The organism is Robiginitalea insularis, from assembly GCF_052497835.1.
Genome location: NZ_CP199296.1, coordinates 1,600,153 through 1,617,530 on the forward strand (window position 1 = coordinate 1,600,153; position 17,378 = coordinate 1,617,530).

Consider the following 17,378-nt stretch of genomic DNA (forward strand, 5'->3'; position numbering starts at 1 on the left):
TGAACGTTATGGTACTTCAACCTCATTAACAATCCTGTTAATGATGTCTTCAGAAGATACGTTTTCTGCTTCTGCCTCGTAGGTTATCCCTATCCTGTGGCGGAGTACATCATGTACAATGGCCCTGACGTCTTCAGGCACCACGTAACCGCGTCTTTTGATAAAGGCGTAACACTTGGCAGCGATGGCCATATTTATACTTCCCCGCGGAGAGGCCCCAAAGCTGATCAGGGGCTTCAAATCGGCCAGGTTGTATTTTTCAGGGTATCGGGTGGCAAAAACGATATCGAGAATATATTTTTCAATTTTCTCATCCATATAGACCTCCCGTACAGCCTGCTGGGCATCCAGAATTTGCTTTAAGGAGATCACCGGTTTAATTTCTGCCAGGTCGCCTTTAAGGTTTTGACGAATGATGAGCTGCTCTTCATTCATCCGCGGGTAATCGATAACGGTTTTCAACATAAATCGGTCTACCTGCGCTTCCGGAAGCGGATAGGTCCCTTCCTGTTCTACCGGGTTCTGGGTAGCCATTACCAGGAAAGGCTTATCTAAAGGAAAGGTCTCGTCCCCTATGGTTACCTGGCGTTCCTGCATGGCTTCCAGCAGGGCAGATTGTACCTTGGCAGGGGCCCGGTTAATTTCATCTGCGAGGACAAAATTTGCAAATACCGGCCCCTTCTTGATAGAAAAGTCGTTTTCTTTGATATTGTAGATAAGCGTCCCTATCACATCGGCAGGCAGCAGGTCCGGGGTGAACTGTATCCGGGAAAAACTTCCTTTAACAGCCTTTGCCAGGGTATTAATCGCCAGGGTTTTTGCCAGGCCGGGAACTCCTTCCAGCAAAATATGTCCCTGACCGAGGAGGCCTATCAATAGCCTTTCAACCATATGCCTCTGGCCAACGATGGCCTTGTCCATTTCTTTCTTTAGCAAATCGATAAAAGCGCTCTCCTGGGCAATCTTCTCGTTCACCGCGCTGATATCCACCGTGTTTGTCTCTTCCATAAAATGGGTTTAGTAATTGTTTTTCAATATGTTGGTTTTGTTGCAACACGCAAATTGAAAATTTATTTAGTGATTGCCTGTTAACGATTGGTTAAAAAATCCCGAAAACCCTAAGTTTTATGATGCTTTTAAGGGATTTTCTTACTACTTTAAGCAGCCTATGAAGACCGCTGTAAACTATTCGAGAATTATCGCCGGAACGATGACCTGGGGTGACTGGGGAAAGCAGTTCGATACCAGCGAGATGGCCCGGATGATGAACTTTTGTTTGGAAGTGGGAATCTCGACCTTTGACCATGCAGATATCTACGGGGGCTACACCACGGAAGCAGACTTTGGGAAAGCATTTTCAGGCAGCGGTATTTCCAGGCCGGATATCCAGCTGATCAGTAAATGCGGCATTCAATACCCCTGTGAGAACCGCAAGTTGCAGGTAAAACACTATGAGTACAATAGTGAATATATTATCCGCTCTGCGGAAGCCAGCCTGACCAACCTCCGAACGGACTATCTTGACTTATTGCTGCTGCACCGGCCCAGCCCGATGATGCATCCCAAAGAGGTTGCCCGGGCCTTTGACGCATTAAAAGCGGGCGGGAAAGTTCGGGAGTTCGGGGTGTCTAATTTTACGCCTTCCCAAATACGGCTTATCGAATCGGAAACGGACCTTTGTGCAAACCAGTTTGAATGTTCGCTTACCGCATATGAAGCGCTGTTTGATGGTGTTTTGGATGACTGTATAATCGGGAAGCGGCTCGCTATGGCCTGGAGCCCCCTTGGAAGTTACTTCAGGGAAGATAACGATCAAAATAGCAGGATTCGCAAATGCCTGGCCGATTTGGGAAAGAAATACGAGGTGGGTGAAAGCCAGTTGTTGCTGGCCTGGTTGTTGCAACATCCCGCTAAAATATACCCTGTGATAGGGACTACGACCAGGAAGCGGATAGAGGAGTCTCTTAAAGCCCTGGAGCTGAATTTGAAACTGGAAGATTGGTTTGCAATGCTTGTGGCCAGCCAGGGCCACAAGGTGCCTTAAAATAGAATACTCATGAAAAAAACTGCATTTATAACCGGAGCCACCAGCGGAATTGGCCGGGCCACCGCCATTTTATTGTCTCAAAAGGGTTATCAGATTATCGCATGCGGGCGCCGCGATGAACGCCTTAAACAATTAGAGGAGGAATTAAAGACCCCGGTGTTCCCCTTGCTCTTTGATGTTCGCAACAGGGAAGCCGTAACCGATGCTGTAGCTTCCATTCCCAAAGCCTTCCGCAATATTGAGGTACTGGTAAATAACGCGGGCAATGCACACGGGCTCGATCCGATCCAGTCCGGAAACCCGGACGACTGGGACGCCATGATCGACATCAATGTAAAGGGCTTGCTATATGTTACCAGGGCTATCCTCCCGATTTTTATCGAAAACAAAAAAGGGCATATCATCAATATCGGTTCTACAGCCGGGAAAGAGGTATATCCCAAAGGAAATGTTTACTGCGCCAGCAAGCATGCGGTGGATGCCATCAATCAGGGGCTTCGGATTGATCTGAACGAACACGGGATCAGGGTTGGCGCCATTAACCCCGGACTGGTAGAAACAGAGTTCAGCGACGTGCGTTTTAAAGGCGATCGCGACAAAGCAGTCAAGGTTTACCAGGGGTATCAGCCCCTGAAACCGGAAGATATAGCAGAGATTATCTATTTTGCCATTAGCCGGCCGCCACACGTGAATATCGCAGACCTGGTCGTGATGCCCACGGCACAGGCCAGCAGCACCATTGTTCGTAAGGAGCTATGATTAATAAGCGTTTGCTCATAAAAAACCTGCTCGCCCACAACGACGAGAACAGTTTTTATGACAAAAAACGCTTTATCGACATCGGTCAAAGGGAAGGGAAGGCTAAATTCCTGAAACACGTGTGCGCCCTTGCCAATAGTAATCCTACCAACCGCTCGTATATCGTTATCGGGGTGGAAGATGAAGACAATGAAATCATCGGGGTGGATTTTTTTGATGACAGCAAGATCCAGAACCTGGTAAATGCCTATCTGGAAAACCCGCCCATCATTTCATATGAAAATGTTTTGTTCCCGCATTTGCCGGAGGGCAAGGTTGTGGGCCTTGTAACGATTTCCTCTTCTGCGAAGATTTGTTCCCTCAGAAAGAACATTTGGAAATACTATGGGGGGGCAGTATTCTTCAGGGAAGGCAGCATCAGCATGCCCAAAAACTTTGACCTTGAACTGAAAGACCTCAATTCAAAGACGGTCGCAGAAATTGAACGGCATGCGCGCAACAGTATCGAGCTTACCCTGGACGGAGTAATCGATTTTATCAATTACCGCCACAAAGACCTTTACACGGACTACAAGGTCTTTAAGGAGCAGTTTGTGGTTTGCTGGGCAGGCCATCGTAAAAAAGTTCAGGACCATTACTATTTCTCCCGGGTGGATATAGAACTGATCAACGAACAGGTTAAATTGTTTTACTCGGCCCTGGATGAGGTCTCCATAAGTTACAATGAAGATTCCTATGCCATTACGGAGTACGTCTATCTGGGGCTGGGGGATCAGAAGAAATACTATCCGCTGGAGGAAGTTTCCATACAATTTGCTGAAAACGGGACCTATCAGATCCACGGCCAGCTTGTTTTTGAACCCCCGCAATACGATAAGAAAACGCTGCACCATATCCTGAACGCCAATAAAGCGCTCCTTAAAAAATTACAGCAGTCCAGTAGTCTGAGCGGCAGGGAATCTGCGGATTTACTGCAATTTCCGGCTACGCTTCTTATTTGTTACCTCAATGGGTTTGAAGAAGCCGGGGAACTGATGCAGTTAAGCCGTAAGTGGCTTAAAAAGAGCAGCCTTCCCGCCTACAATTCCCTTAAAGAAGCCCTGAGGGTCTTGCGCAAGGTCCGCTATAGCTAAACCTTTAAAAGCCAAAGTAAATCGTAAGGGGAAACCTCCAGCAAACCGCTATTCAAATCCAGGGTTTTACCATTAACCAGGTTTTTATTCCCCTTTTTGTTGAGATAACCCAGGCTTTCCAGCCAGGAAGCATTCAGGACCTGAGGATTTTCATCAAAATTCCCGACAAGCAGTAGTCCTGCGCCTCCCTCTGAATGGCGTTCAAAAACCAGCAGGTGCTCATTCCCGGAATCTAAAAGCCGTAGGTTGCCGGTATCGGTGAGTACGTCTATTTCCTTTCTAAGGGCGATGAGTTTTTTTAATTTCTGGAATACCCTGGAGGATGGCAGGCTTCTTTTCCGAAGATTGGACACAGCTTCCCAATCGTGTACGGGTCGGTTGACCCAGCGGCTGTCATCTGCTTTGGCCGGGTCTGTGAGGTAGGAGTAATCATTAAGCATCGCAATTTCGTCTCCGGCATATACCAGAGGGATTCCCGGGAAAGCCAGGATACTGCCATATAGCAACAAGATCTTGTCTAGAGCCTGATCAATACCCTTACTGTCTTTTTCTTCCAATGCTTTTTCAAGGCCCAGAAGGGAGGCCGTGCTTCCGGTAATCCGCCCATCTCCTGTAAGCGGGTTATACATAAACACTGCTCCTTTGGCCGGGGACCATTCCAGCCGCTGACAATAATAATCCAGCAGGAAGCGGCGGTGGTCACCTGGGTTCCATCCCAGTTCGGCAATATTCCGATCATCAAACCCCAGACCGATATCATCATGGCAGCGAACATAATTCACCCAGGTACACATTTTCGGCTTTGCCGGGATGGTTTCAAGGCTGCGGTAGAGGAGCCTTGTTTTTTTGGTGGCAATGGAATCCCAAAGGCAGGCCATATATGTGGCATTATATGCTAACTCACATTCATTGCCCTGGTAGATCCCTTCCCCGAAATACCTTACGATCTGCTGGGGAGATACAATGGCTTCCGCAAGGATAACCGCCCCCGGGGCAACAACCTGCAAACACATGCGGAACAGGGATATGAGCCGATGCGCCTCCGGGAGGTTTTGGGAATCGGTCCCAATGCGTTTCCAGAGAAAGGCAAGGGCGTCAAAGCGGATAACATCCACCCCTTTGTTGGACAGTTCCACCAGGTTTTCCAGCATTGCCATAAATACCTCTGGGTTGGTGTAATTTAAATCCCACTGATAGTGGTTAAAAACAGTCATTACCCAGCGCTGCATGTCCGCATCGTAGGTAAAATTCCCCGGAGAGGTTTCCGGAAAAACTTCGGGCAGGCTCACTTCAAACAAATCCGGGATGGTTCGGTCTGCGTATGTGTAATAGTATTGCTGAAATTCCGGGTTGCCTTTTTTGGCACTGAGGGCCCAGGGGTATTCATCGGAAGTATGGTTAACCACAAAATCCAGCATCAGGCAAATGCCTTTTTCCCTGAATTTTTTGGTCAGAAGGGTCAGGTCCGCATCGGTACCGAATACAGGGTCTATTTCGGTGTAGCTGTTTACTGCATACCCCCCGTCATTTTGTCCTTTGGGCCTTTTGGTCAGTGGCATCAGGTGCAGGAAATTTATTCCCAGCTTTTCCAGGTAGGGTAATTTTTCCTCAAGGCCTTTTAAATCCCCACAGAACCGGTCTACATATAGCTGCATCCCGATCCATTGCCCCCTTTGATACCAATTCCCTTCACCCAGGCGCTGTAAATCCTGGATTTTGAGATCTTCCGGACGCCTTTTAAACAATTTTGCCATTAGGGCCAGCAATTCCTCGAAAGCCATTCCGTAGGTTTGATTCGGATAAAGGGAGAAAAAAAGTTCCTGTATCAGGCTGAGATTGGCAGCAAGCCTTTTTTCAAAAAGCGGTAAAAGATCTGTTTTTTTTGGGTTCTCAAGCCTTTTGCCTCCCAACAGTCTGTGTATGGCACTCTGATTCATTGGATGGCCTGGTTTATTTGTTCCTGATCCGGCAGGGATTCGATTGCACCGTATTGTGTGGTGGTAAGCGCCCCTGCAATATTTGCTTTGTAAACCATCTCAGACAACAAATCAAATTCCTTTTCCAGTTGTAAAAAGTGTCCCTGTTGCGCGATTTGATGCAGCAGGCATCCGATAAAAGCATCTCCTGCCCCTGTGGTATCTACCGGATTTACTGAAATGCTGGGAATGACCTTTTGCCGGTTTCCCGTACTGAGATAGGTTCCCTCTCCTCCGAGTGTGATGACGATCACCTCCGTGCCCATCTCATGAAGGCTTTTACAGGCGGCTTCCATAGCCGTTTCTCCACTCAACAATAAAGCCTCTTCCAGGCTGAATTTGCACAGCTTGGATTTCTCGATATAGGGAATACATTTTTTTATAAAGCTGGTCTCTTTATTTTTCCAGAGGTCCAGGCGAAAATTGGGATCAAAACTGATAAAGGCTCCTTCCGTTAATGCGTCAAAGAAGAAATGGCCATAAGCAGATTCAAGCGGCCCACCTAACAGGGAGGTTGCTGCGCCAAGGTGCACCATATTGCCTTTGAATCCTTTTTTGATCTCAGTGGTGTATTTCAATTCCCGGTCTGCTCCCCTGCTAAAGACGAAATCCCTTTCTCCATCTTCAGCCAGCGACACAAATGCCAGGGTAGTAAAGGTTTCGGTTCGCTGTAAGTGGCGAATATCCACCCTGGCCTTTTTCAGGGTATCTTCCAGAAACTGACCGAAAGGATCTGCCCCTACACAACCTACAAACAGACTGGAGCCTCCCAATTTTGCGATGGCACAGGCAACATTTGCCGGAGCACCCCCCGCTTTTTTGGTGAACTCGGTTGCCCTGGAAAGGTCACTTCCCTGATTTTCTGCAACAAAGTCTATGAGCAGTTCTCCGATACAGTAAATATTCTTCATCTTAACCTGTTTAATGATCTATCGGTTGCTTAAGCAATACTTAATATAAATATAAGGGTTCTATAAGGCCGGATTAAGTATTTGCAGTTGAAAAGTAAACAGAAATGTACATTCAGGCCAGAAATTACTGAGATATCTCGGGATCGCCGTCTTCTCTCGCAGTTCTGCCGGGCAGGGGTAATTAGTGTAACTGGCATCCAATTTTTAATGGAAGAAGGGATCTGCGTTTTTTTCTCATGCCGATAATTCCGAATTTTGGGACATGCGGAAATTGGTAGTGGGAGACATTCATGGAGGTTTGCGGGCGCTAAAAGAAGTGCTTGGGGCTGTTGATTTTAGCAACAAGAATTTCTTTATTTTCCTGGGGGATTACGTGGACGGTTGGAGTGAGGCTGCAGAAACCATTGACTTTCTGCTCAGATTTAAAAAGGAGAACAGGTGTCTTTTTTTAAGAGGAAACCACGATGATCTCTGCCTGCAATGGCTCAGAGACGGGATGGATAACCCTTTATGGTTGCAATCAGGGGGCCTGGCTACCCAGCAGTCTTACAAGGGGGTTAACGGGCAGACGCGCCAGGAGCATATTGCCTTTCTGGAAAGCCTGGAAGATTATTATCTGGACAAGGACCACCGGCTTTACTTGCATGCCGGATTTACCAGTCACAGGGGAGTAGAGCAGGAATATTTTTCAAAAACCTTTTATTGGGACAGGACCTTATGGGAAACTGCAGTATCCCTGAATCCCAATCTCTTGCCTGAAGATGAGCGCTATCCGCAACGCCTGAAGCAATACAGCGAAATATTTATAGGGCATACCCCCGTTACCCGAATAGGAAAGCAAGTCCCGACCCGTGCTGCCAATGTCTGGAATATTGATACGGGAGCTGCCTTTAAGGGTCCCTTGAGTATTATGGATGCCGAAAGCAAGCAATTCTGGCAAAGCAGGCCGGTGTACACCTATTACCCCCGGGAAAAGGGGCGAAATGGTTAAATAAGCCTTAAAACTTGGGCTTTCAATGGAATATAGGCGATCTTTATAAAAAACACATTCATGGATAATATGCGGTTGGAAGTAATGCAGGAAGTTGAGCCACGGCTGCAAGGCTTTATGGATGAATTTCTGGTTCCTGCAGAAACTATTTGGCAGCCTTCAGATTTCTTACCCGATTCAAGGCAAGAGGGCTTTATTGATGAGGTTAGGGAAATACAAGGGGCAGCCAAAGAATTGAGTTATGATTTTTGGGTTACCCTTGTTGCCGATACCATTACCGAGGAGGCCTTGCCTACATATGAGTCCTGGCTGATGGATGTTGAAGGCATCAATCAGCACGGAGAGAGTGCAAACGGCTGGTCCCGATGGGTCAGGGCCTGGACAGCAGAGGAAAACCGTCATGGGGATTTACTGAACACTTATCTTTATTTATCCGGGAGGGTGAACATGCGGCAGGTGGAGATGTCTACCCAGTATCTGATAGCCGATGGTTTTGACATTGGTACCGACCGGGATCCCTATAAGAATTTTATCTATACTACTTTTCAGGAGCTGGCCACCTATATTTCGCACAAGCGGGTAGGGACCATGGCCAGGAAGGCTGGCAATAAACTTCTGGGAAAAATGTGTACCACTATTGCCGGGGACGAAATGCGGCACCATCTGGCTTATCGCGAATTTGTGCGGGTGATCATGGATTACGACCCCAACGGCATGTTACTGGCTTTCGCAGAAATGATGAAGAAGAAAATCGTTATGCCGGCGCATTTTTTGAGAGAAGCCGGGGAAGGGGCAGGAGCAGCATTTGAGCGGTTTTCGATTTGCGCACAAAGACTGGGGGTCTACACAGCCAATGACTATGTAGATATTTTAAGAAAAGTGAGTGCCCATTGGAACATCGATGCGCTCAGGGGGCTGTCTGAAGAGGCCGAAAAAGCCCGTGATTACCTGTTGAAGCTTCCCGCAAGACTGGAGCGGGTAGCTGAAAGGATGCCGGTACCTACCGATTCATTTAAATTCAGCTGGGTACAGGCCAATGGACAGCTTTAAACCTTTCCTCTAAGTTCATTCAGAGTTTACCGTGAAGGTGTTCCTGCTGCCAGCGGGAGAGTACTTTCCATTTTCCTTCGGCCGCCATCTTAGCCTGCATGGGCCAGGACGCAGGGTCGTGTACCCTGAAACGATTACCCCCGGAATCCAGTACTTCCTGGCATTTTGAGACCGTAAGCCCGGATAATGCCTGCCAGGTTTTGATATCATAATTATGGAACAGCCCTTCAATCTTTGGGCCTATACCCTCAATGATCTTGAGGTCGTCCTGGGTCACTTTCCTGCCGAGGGCCTTTCGGGCTGAAACAGGATCGAAGGGAAGTTGTTCAGGACTCCCTGAATGTTCCAATTCACGACGGCTGGCCATGCAATTTTCCAGTTCTTTTCGCAAAGCGGAATTGGCTTGTTCAAGCGATTGTAATTGATCTTTCATTGGGGATCCTTTGGTTTTTCGACCAAAAAAATAACCCAGGATACAGCCAAAAAGAATGGCAAGGATCAATAAAAGCCAGTAAGCCAGGGGAAGATTTGAAAGATCCATATTATTGATTTTTGAAAGGCGGGTACTTTTTACAGACCGTACCGTGCCACTGTTAGTAAACAACACCAGGTAAATTCAGGGAAGGCAATTGGTACCCCATAGATACAGGGTACTATACAAGGTATTAAAAAAACCAGTACAAAAGGCTTGATTTTGAGAAGTTTTTAAAGGATGGCAAATAATCTCCGGAGTCTTTCCGTGCCGGTAACCGATTCATTCTATTCCAATTATACAGTCATACATGCCAGTTGTACAACTTTTTAATTTTGTGTGGAAAGAAAAATTAAATTTAAGTAGAAAAATAAAACCTAGATTCTCCCGACTAAGATCCGGCATTGAAACAGGTTTGAACTATTCTTTTGAGTTAGTTTGGTTAGTTAAAATCCGTCAGATACCTACTAAGCTGTATTGGCGGATTTTTCTTTCCCCTTTCTGCTCTTTTAAAGGTGGTTACACAAAGAAAAGCTCCGGGGCAAACGCCCCGGAGCTTTTGTGTATTTACCCTGCTTGTCTTTCCGATCAGAGATCAAATTTGATTCCCTGTGCCAGGGGCAATTCGGTGGTATAATTTATGGTATTCGTTTGCCTTCTCATGTAGATCTTCCAGGCATCCGAACCGGATTCACGACCCCCTCCGGTTTCTTTTTCTCCTCCAAAGGCACCCCCGATTTCTGCTCCTGAGGTTCCTATGTTTACGTTTGCAATACCGCAATCGCTGCCAGAGGCAGACAGAAATGCTTCGGCTTCGCGCAGGTTATTGGTCATAATGGCCGATGAGAGTCCCTGATCCACTCCGTTTTGTATGGCAATGGCGTTTTCGACCCCCCCGGAATACTTGAGAAGATAAAGGACCGGCGCAAAAGTTTCCTGCTGAACAATTTTGAAATGGTTTTCAGCCTCGGCAATGGCAGGCTTAACATAGCAGCCACTTTCATATCCTTCTCCTGCTACCACGCCTCCGGGGACGATTAGTTTCCCTCCTTCTTCCACTACTCTGGAAAGCGCATTCTGGTAGGCCTCAACCGCATCTTTGTCAATAAGCGGGCCTACATGGTTGTTTTCATCCAGCGGGTTTCCTATCCTCAATTGTCCATAGGCTGCCACCACAGCATCCCTTACCTTGTCGTAAACCGATTCATGGATGATCAGCCTTCTTGTTGAAGTGCAGCGCTGCCCGCAAGTTCCCACTGCTCCGAAAACGGCTCCGATTACGGTCATTTTTATGTCTGCATCCGGGGTTACGATAATGGCATTGTTGCCTCCAAGCTCAAGCAGCGATCTGCCCAATCGGGCCGCAACGGCCTGGGCAACAATTTTCCCCATGCGGATAGAACCGGTGGCAGAAACCAGAGGAACGCGTTTATCAGCCGTCATCATTTCCCCTACCCGGTAATCTCCATTGATCAGGCAGGAAATCCCCTCTGGCAAACCATTATTCTTAAATACCTCGGCCGCAATATGCTGGCAGGCAATACCGCAAAGGGGCGTCTTTTCGGAAGGCTTCCAGATACAGACATCCCCGCAAACCCAGGCCAGGGCGGTATTCCAGCTCCAAACAGCCACCGGGAAGTTAAACGCCGAAATAATTCCGACGATGCCCAGGGGGTGGTATTGTTCATACATGCGATGGCCAGGACGTTCCGAGTGCATGGTAAGCCCGTGCAACTGCCGGGAAAGTCCAACGGCGAAATCGCAGATATCGATCATTTCCTGTACCTCTCCGAGCCCTTCCTGATAGGATTTCCCCATTTCATAAGAAACCAGCTTTCCGAGCGGCTCTTTTAATTCGCGAAGTTTCAGCCCAAATTGCCGGACGACCTCTCCCCGCTGCGGGGCTGGCATATTTCTCCAGACTTTATATGCTTCCTGGGCTTTGCTGACAACCCTTTCATAATCTTCAGGGGTAGTGGTGGTTACCTTCGCAATAAGTGCCCCATCTACAGGAGAGTACGAAGGGATTGCCGGTCCGTTACCAAAGTTTTCTAGGCCTGTAGAGGTTCCCGGGTTTAGTTCCTTTATGCCCAGCTGTTCCAAAGCCTGCTCTATACCAAAATCAATCGCGACATCTGCCATTTTATAACTTTTTGCGGTTCTATTGTTAGATTTTCTGCAAAATTACGAATTCTTAAGCCTTTAAACCCCCGAAACAAAGAGAAACTTGATCAGCCGATGAGCTGGTAAATGATAAGCCCGACAGCGAGCAGGGCGGGAAGGCCCTGCACGTAAAATATTTTCCGGGAAGCGGTGATAGCGCCAAAAATTCCGGCTAAGCTTATACATAGGGTGAAAAACAAGCCAACGTACAACTTCCAGTAGGGGTGTTCAATCAAAAGGCTCCAGATTAGTCCGGCAGCCAGGAAACCGTTATACAGCCCCTGGTTAGCGGCTAATTTTTGGGTGGGTTCAAAAAGGTGCTCCGGAAACTGCCGGAAAACTTTTTTGCCGCGGGTAGTCCAGGCAAACATTTCCAACCACATAAAGTAAAGGTGTTCCAGGGCAATGATTACTATAAGGATTCTCAAAAGTACACCACCCATTATCAGTTCTTTTGTTGTGCTGTAAACCTGGGGTCTGCTTCCATAACGGTCCCACACTGGTTACAGGTCCTCAGGGCTTCGGAATTGTAGAAATGCTCAAAGTGTGAGAGGAAATCCTTTTCGATATCTTCCAGTTCGAAATAGGCTTCGTATAATTTGTGATTGCAGTTATCACAATACCATAAAAGCCCGTCTTTGACACTGAGCTCCTTTCGCTTGCGTTCAACTACCAGCCCAATAGAACCTTTATGCCTGACCGGGGAATGGGGTACCCGCGCAGGGTGCAGGTACATATCGCCCGGGCCCAGTTGGAAGCTGCGCTTTTGACCGTCTTCCTGAATGTGTACTTCTATAGTCCCTTCCAGCTGATAGAATAATTCCTCTGTTTCATTGTAGTGATAATCCTTGCGGGCATTAGGCCCGGCCACTACCATTACGATATAATCCTCGGCCTCTTTATAGAGGTTTTTATTCCCAACCGGGGGTTTTAATAAGTCACGGTTTTTCTCTATCCATGTGTGCAGGTTAAAGGGAGGGGCAATTTTCATATTTATTATTTGAAGGATTGATCAGCAGGCTTTTCAGAATTAAAGATAAGAAAAAGCAGCTGTTTTTACCCGGGCATTGCAGCGGGGATAGTTGAAAAGACAGAAGGGTTCGGAGCCTTACTGCAGGTAAAATAATTGGGTAAAGTAAAGATTGCCGTTTGCATCCTGCTTTACGCTCACCGCAGTATGCGAAAAATCACCTTCCATGGTTTTGCGATGGGCTTCACTACCCAGCCAGCCTTCCAGAGCCTTTTCTGCAGAGGAGTAATCCTTGGCAACATTTTCGGCAACAGCCCTGGCGTTCACCTCTGAAGTGATTTGCGAGGCCCTGGCGCTGAAATTATGGTGGCTCAGGGTCCCGGTGGAGATCATGTAATCTGTGTGTGCATTGGCATAATCATAGGCCACTGCGCTAAAAGAAAGGCCTGGGTACCCTAGCGTACTGCGGTGCTGGTTGACCAGCTGCAGTAAGTCGTTTTCGACCGCTACCATATTCACGGCAACAGGAATGTCTTCCTGATTAACCGTTTCTTTCGAACAGGAAAACAGAAGGCACATAAAAACCGCTGCGAATGCAAAGTGCATTCTCTTTTTCATATAGTGTTCTCTATATAAGCGGTTAAAAGCGGAAAGATTGGGGGCTGAATATTTGTAGTAAATAATCAGGCCTCTAATATAAAGGAAATTAGGCCGATATCCCGATTTTTGGGCTCGTTTATTCGATGAAATGCAGCATCTCTCGGAAATCGGCAAAACCAGTTACTTAATCGATCAGGAGTTACTTATAAAATGTAGGAAATCAGAACACTATTGCTGGAAAATCTGATATTTTCAGTCCGTGGAATCGGCTGTTTTTTCCGGTTCCAGCACTAAAGAAAAAACAAAGGCCCCAATTTCCTTTATCGGGGGGTAGAGTACCGAGTTTTCGATGGTCTCCGACCTGACTACCCGGAGGGATTGGTTCGCCCTTTCGAAAAATATCAAAAGAGCCCCAAGGATTACAGCAACTTTGACCAGGCCGAAAATCCCGCCGGCAATTTTATTCAGCAAACCCAACATGGTAATATCGGCAATCCTGGTAAGGAGTTTTCCCAGGAAATGAACTGCAAAAACAATAAGCACAAAGGTGATAATAAAGGCAGTTATCTTGATATATCGAATTTCCCAGTTTACCCGTTCCGAAAGATAATCAGCAGCCAGATATGAGAAATGAATGGCCCCGTACAAACCCGCAATGAGCGCCACCAAAGAGGCAATTTCAATAAATAAACCATTTCGCAAGCCTTTGTAAAGCCCGTAGGCAAGCAAAAGGGCAAGTACGATATCAAGGATTCCCATCAGCTTGTTTTTATCAAATATAAGGGATTGATTTGTACCTTTACGGATCATTTAAAGGACCTGTAAATCTTCAGATAAATGGCCAGAGACGAGTTGTTAAAGGAACGATGGGAATTACTCCAGGATAAATTATCCAGTCAGTTTGCTGAAGGAGCCCCCCTGGACCTGGACGCAATTATTTACCTGGTAGGACTACAGGAGCTTGGTCAATTTCAGCGAAAGTTCAAAAAGGATGAAAAGTTGAACCTGATGCATATAGCGATTTGCAGGCTGCTGGAACCTTATGGATATTATTCCTTTGAGCATTTTGATGAGGATGGCTGGCCGCACTACAAATTGGTAGAGGAGCTTCCCGTTTTGCGGGCAGGCGAACAGGCTGTTTTGATGAAAGAAGCTATAGTGAGCTATTTCATTGAAAATGAATATTTGAAATGAACCCCAGACCACCATACTACGCCGTAATTTTTACAAATAAGCGAACAGCGGGGGATCATGGCTATTCGGCTATGGCAGAACGAATGATGGAACTGGCCAGCCGGCAACCGGGGTTTCTCGGGGCAGACCATGCCCGGGAAGAAATAGGGATTACCGTTAGCTATTGGGAGTCACTGGAAGCAATCGCTTCCTGGAAAGCGCATCCGGAACATGTTTTGGCCAGGGAGCTGGGCAGGAAAACATGGTATTCTTATTACCGTTTGCGTATTTGTAAGGTCGAGAGGGAATACGACTTTGACCGGATGTAAACGAGCCTTTATACAAGCTCCTCCCTTAAAGATAAGATAATACCAGGTCTTTTGAATAGCAGATTTTAAGGGTTATTTTTGGTTAATTCCATAAAATATGAAAGATCCTGTTACTTTTTCTGCCCTGAACCGGGCAGCCGATATTGAAAAATTAAAAACCGAAACTTTTGACCTCCTGGTTATAGGAGGAGGCATAACAGGAGGTGGTATTGCCCTGGATGCAGCATCCAGGGGACTGAAGGTCGCCCTGCTTGAAAAGGGTGATTTTGCTTCCGGAACCAGCAGCAAATCTACCAAACTCATTCATGGGGGCCTGCGGTACCTCAAGCAATTTGACTTTTGGCTGGTGAAGGAGGTTGGTTCCGAACGGGCAATTGTTCATAAACTTGCACCGCATTTAGTCCTTCCCGAGAAGATGGTACTGCCCTTGATCGAAGGAGGCTCATACGGAAAATGGTTAACATCCATCGGCCTGAAGGTCTATGATATATTAGCGCAGGTAACAGGTGATGACAAAAGGCAGATGCTGGAGAAGAAGGAAGCGCTGAAGCTGGAACCGCTGCTTCCGAAAAAAATTCTGAAAGGGGCCGGTTATTATGCGGAGTACCGCACCGATGATGCAAGGCTTACTATTGAAAATATAAAGACGAGTTTGTTTTATGGGGCTACTGCTCTTAATTATGCCGAGGTATCCCAGTTTATTTACAACAAGGAGGGAATAGTTTCTGGAGTTGTCGCTAAAGACCGAATTGGCGATACTGAGTTTGAAGTCAGTGCCAATAACGTGATCAGTGCCGCTGGCCCCTGGGTAGACGAATTACGCAGTCTGAACAACAGCAAGAAAGGAAAGCGGTTGCATCTTACCAAAGGGGTGCATTTGGTTTTCCCCTATAAGAAATTACCCGTAAAGCACTCAGTATATTTTGACGTGCCGGATGGCCGGATGATTTTTGCCATCCCCAGGGGAAAGGTTACCTATGTGGGTACTACCGATACCAATTACAATGAAGACAAGGACCACGTGAATACGGACCTGGCCGACGCCATATATCTGATTTCAGCAGTTAACAATATGTTCCCTTCAATTGAGCTGGAGCTTTCGGACATTCAGTCTTCCTGGGCCGGGTTGAGACCGCTGATACATGAAGAGGGCAAATCGGCCTCAGAGCTTTCGCGGAAAGATGAAATATTTACTTCAGACAGCGGGCTAATCAGCATAGCCGGGGGGAAGTTAACGGGTTATCGCAAAATGGCTGAGAGGGTGGTTAACCGAATCGGGCAGCGAATGGAGGAAGCCTCGGGGGAGAAACTCAAAGCTTGCAGTACCGATACCATCCCGCTATGCGGAAGTGACTTCAAAAAATACAAGCAGGTTGAAAAGTATATTGATGAGGTATCTAAAAGGCTTGCCAAGGAAGGTTTCAGCCATCAGGATGCCTGGTTTTTGGTGACAACTTACGGGAAGCAAACAGAGGATATCCTCAGACGATATGGCGCTTTCAAAGATAAAAATAAGCAGTGGCGATTGCTAAAGGCGGAGTTGCATTTTGCCCTGGAATATGAAATGATACAGAACCCCATGGATTTCTTTATCCGAAGGACCGGCCGGATGTATTTTGACCTGGAAAGTGTCCGTGAATTTAAGGACAGGGTGGTGCAGGAAATGGGAGGCCTGCTGAAGGCGGATAAAGATACGATGGGTAGCTGGAAGCAAACGCTTGAAGCGGAAATTGAAAGGCATTCCTCCTTTGAGTTGGAACGGGCCTGAGACTTCAGGAGGATGCGGAGCTAGCTGAGTTCATCGGCAAGGGCCTTAAATGTTTTGCGAGCACTTTTGTGTTCATATAAGACTTCGTAAACCGCATCAATAATGGGCGTTTTAACCTTCTTTTCAAAAGCCTCCTTTATTTTGTAGGCACTTTTTACGGCATAATATCCTTCGGCAACCATGCTCATTTCCATCATGGCGCTTTTTACGGTATACCCCTTGCCGATCATATTACCAAACATCCGGTTACGGCTGAAGGTGGAATAGCCTGTTACCAACAGGTCTCCCAAATAGGCAGACTGGTTTATGTTCCGGTCAATGTTGTAGAGCCGTTTGGTATACCGCTTCATTTCCCGGATGGCGTTACTCATCAGTACAGCCTGAAAATTATCACCATATCCGAGTCCGTGGGCGATGCCTGCGGCCAGGGCATATATGTTTTTTAACATGGCTGCATATTCAGTCCCGATAATGTCTTTGGAAACTTTTGTTTTGATATAAGAGCTGCTCAGGGCCTCCGCCACCTTTTTGGCTTTGGATTTGTCCAGACAGGCTATAGTAAGGTAGGACAACCTTTCCAGGGCCACTTCTTCCGCATGGCATGGCCCGGTGATAACGCCAATATTCTTATACGGGATATCGTATTTTTCATGAAAGTGTTCTCCGACAATACGTCCGCTTTCGGGCACAATCCCTTTGATGGCTGAAATAATGATCTTACCTTCCAGAGAAGCTGTGAGTTTTGATAATTCTGATTCCAGGAAGGCTGACGGGATGGCAAAAATCAGAATGTCTGCTTCCGAAACGGCTTCGTCTATCTGGTCGGTTAGCCTGAGTTTGCTGAGGTCAAATTCTACTGAACTCAGATAATTGGGATTGTGTTTTTCGGCCTTGATAAAGGCTATCGCCTCAGAACTTCGCATATACCAGATCACCTCCGAAAGGTTTTCACAAAGCATCTTTACAATAGCCGTGGCCCAGCTGCCTCCGCCCAAAACGGCGTATTTCAATGGTTTCTTCACAGTTTTAAATGTAA

General features: G+C 46.9%; 18 protein-coding genes. 8 read left to right on the forward strand and 10 right to left on the reverse strand.

The features are described 5' to 3' along the window. Positions 1-6: 6 nt before the first annotated feature. Entirely contained in the window at positions 7-1,008 is a 1,002-nt protein-coding gene (locus tag ACT6NV_RS07320) for an AAA family ATPase (protein WP_445383749.1), read from the reverse strand. Between the two features lie 160 nt (positions 1,009-1,168). Here ACT6NV_RS07320 and ACT6NV_RS07325 point away from each other — a divergent pair, with 160 nt between their 5' ends. From ACT6NV_RS07325 to ACT6NV_RS07335, 3 genes are read left to right on the forward strand one after another with little or no spacing between them, the layout of a single operon-like run. Further along, the gene (locus ACT6NV_RS07325) at positions 1,169-2,044 is read left to right on the forward strand and encodes an aldo/keto reductase (protein ID WP_445386603.1); all 876 of its coding nucleotides are present in this window, start codon (positions 1,169-1,171) and stop codon (positions 2,042-2,044) included. A gap of 12 nt (positions 2,045-2,056) precedes the next feature. Beyond that, positions 2,057-2,806 carry an SDR family NAD(P)-dependent oxidoreductase gene (locus ACT6NV_RS07330; RefSeq protein WP_445386604.1) on the forward strand — a complete coding sequence of 250 codons (750 nt, stop codon included), beginning with the start codon at positions 2,057-2,059 and terminating at the stop codon, positions 2,804-2,806. Next, positions 2,803-3,939 carry an ATP-binding protein gene (locus ACT6NV_RS07335; protein WP_445386605.1) on the forward strand — a complete coding sequence of 379 codons (1,137 nt, stop codon included), beginning with the start codon at positions 2,803-2,805 and terminating at the stop codon, positions 3,937-3,939. Before ACT6NV_RS07330 ends, ACT6NV_RS07335 begins: the two co-directional genes overlap by 4 nt. Here ACT6NV_RS07335 and ACT6NV_RS07340 read toward each other — a convergent pair. Together ACT6NV_RS07340 and ACT6NV_RS07345 are read right to left on the reverse strand one after the other, a co-directional pair. Then, positions 3,936-5,876: an alpha-amylase family protein gene (locus ACT6NV_RS07340; RefSeq protein WP_445386606.1), complete on the reverse strand. Its 1,941-nt coding sequence runs from the start codon at positions 5,874-5,876 to the stop codon at positions 3,936-3,938. The two genes, ACT6NV_RS07335 and ACT6NV_RS07340, sit on opposite strands and share 4 nt — an antisense overlap. Further along, the gene (locus tag ACT6NV_RS07345; protein WP_445386607.1) at positions 5,873-6,826 is read right to left on the reverse strand and encodes a carbohydrate kinase family protein; all 954 of its coding nucleotides are present in this window, start codon (positions 6,824-6,826) and stop codon (positions 5,873-5,875) included. Before ACT6NV_RS07345 ends, ACT6NV_RS07340 begins: the two co-directional genes overlap by 4 nt. A gap of 262 nt (positions 6,827-7,088) precedes the next feature. On the opposite strand from ACT6NV_RS07345, the gene ACT6NV_RS07350 reads away from it, so the two are divergent. Together ACT6NV_RS07350 and ACT6NV_RS07355 are read left to right on the forward strand one after the other, a co-directional pair. Then, positions 7,089-7,817 carry a metallophosphoesterase gene (locus ACT6NV_RS07350; RefSeq protein WP_445386608.1) on the forward strand — a complete coding sequence of 243 codons (729 nt, stop codon included), beginning with the start codon at positions 7,089-7,091 and terminating at the stop codon, positions 7,815-7,817. A gap of 60 nt (positions 7,818-7,877) precedes the next feature. Next, positions 7,878-8,867 (forward strand): acyl-ACP desaturase, encoded by a 990-nt coding sequence (locus tag ACT6NV_RS07355; RefSeq protein WP_445386609.1) that lies wholly within the window; start codon positions 7,878-7,880, stop codon positions 8,865-8,867. Between the two features lie 19 nt (positions 8,868-8,886). On the opposite strand, the gene ACT6NV_RS07360 is transcribed toward ACT6NV_RS07355, so the two are convergent. The 6 genes from ACT6NV_RS07360 to ACT6NV_RS07385 all read right to left on the reverse strand — a co-directional run bounded on the left by ACT6NV_RS07360 (position 8,887) and on the right by ACT6NV_RS07385 (position 13,831). Beyond that, positions 8,887-9,408 carry a hypothetical protein gene (locus tag ACT6NV_RS07360; RefSeq protein ID WP_445386610.1) on the reverse strand — a complete coding sequence of 174 codons (522 nt, stop codon included), beginning with the start codon at positions 9,406-9,408 and terminating at the stop codon, positions 8,887-8,889. Positions 9,409-9,927: 519 nt separating this feature from the next. Further along, a complete protein-coding gene (amaB, locus tag ACT6NV_RS07365; protein ID WP_445386611.1) occupies positions 9,928-11,481 on the reverse strand; it encodes an L-piperidine-6-carboxylate dehydrogenase in 1,554 nt (517 codons plus the stop codon). 89 nt (positions 11,482-11,570) lie between these two features. Further along, positions 11,571-11,945 (reverse strand): DUF1304 domain-containing protein, encoded by a 375-nt coding sequence (locus tag ACT6NV_RS07370; protein ID WP_445386612.1) that lies wholly within the window; start codon positions 11,943-11,945, stop codon positions 11,571-11,573. 2 nt (positions 11,946-11,947) lie between these two features. After that, positions 11,948-12,493, reverse strand: coding sequence for a 3-hydroxyanthranilate 3,4-dioxygenase (locus ACT6NV_RS07375; protein ID WP_445386613.1), 546 nt, complete (start codon positions 12,491-12,493; stop codon positions 11,948-11,950). A 117-nt stretch (positions 12,494-12,610) separates the two neighbouring features. After that, the gene (locus ACT6NV_RS07380) at positions 12,611-13,090 is read right to left on the reverse strand and encodes a CAP domain-containing protein (RefSeq protein WP_445386614.1); all 480 of its coding nucleotides are present in this window, start codon (positions 13,088-13,090) and stop codon (positions 12,611-12,613) included. Positions 13,091-13,324: 234 nt separating this feature from the next. Next, positions 13,325-13,831 (reverse strand): CvpA family protein, encoded by a 507-nt coding sequence (locus tag ACT6NV_RS07385; RefSeq protein WP_445386615.1) that lies wholly within the window; start codon positions 13,829-13,831, stop codon positions 13,325-13,327. A gap of 78 nt (positions 13,832-13,909) precedes the next feature. Here ACT6NV_RS07385 and ACT6NV_RS07390 point away from each other — a divergent pair, with 78 nt between their 5' ends. The 3 genes from ACT6NV_RS07390 (at position 13,910) to ACT6NV_RS07400 (ending at position 16,342) form a co-directional block, all read left to right on the forward strand. Next, entirely contained in the window at positions 13,910-14,266 is a 357-nt protein-coding gene (locus tag ACT6NV_RS07390; RefSeq protein WP_445386616.1) for a hypothetical protein, read from the forward strand. Next, on the forward strand, positions 14,263-14,574 hold the full coding sequence (locus tag ACT6NV_RS07395; protein ID WP_445386617.1) for an antibiotic biosynthesis monooxygenase family protein: 312 nt from the start codon (positions 14,263-14,265) through the stop codon (positions 14,572-14,574). The genes ACT6NV_RS07390 and ACT6NV_RS07395 overlap by 4 nt, the downstream gene beginning before the upstream one ends. A 97-nt stretch (positions 14,575-14,671) precedes the next feature. Next, a complete protein-coding gene (locus tag ACT6NV_RS07400) occupies positions 14,672-16,342 on the forward strand; it encodes a glycerol-3-phosphate dehydrogenase/oxidase (RefSeq protein WP_445386618.1) in 1,671 nt (556 codons plus the stop codon). A gap of 20 nt (positions 16,343-16,362) precedes the next feature. On the opposite strand, the gene ACT6NV_RS07405 is transcribed toward ACT6NV_RS07400, so the two are convergent. After that, positions 16,363-17,364, reverse strand: coding sequence for an NAD(P)H-dependent glycerol-3-phosphate dehydrogenase (locus ACT6NV_RS07405; RefSeq protein ID WP_445386619.1), 1,002 nt, complete (start codon positions 17,362-17,364; stop codon positions 16,363-16,365). Between the last annotated feature and the right edge of the window lie 14 nt (positions 17,365-17,378).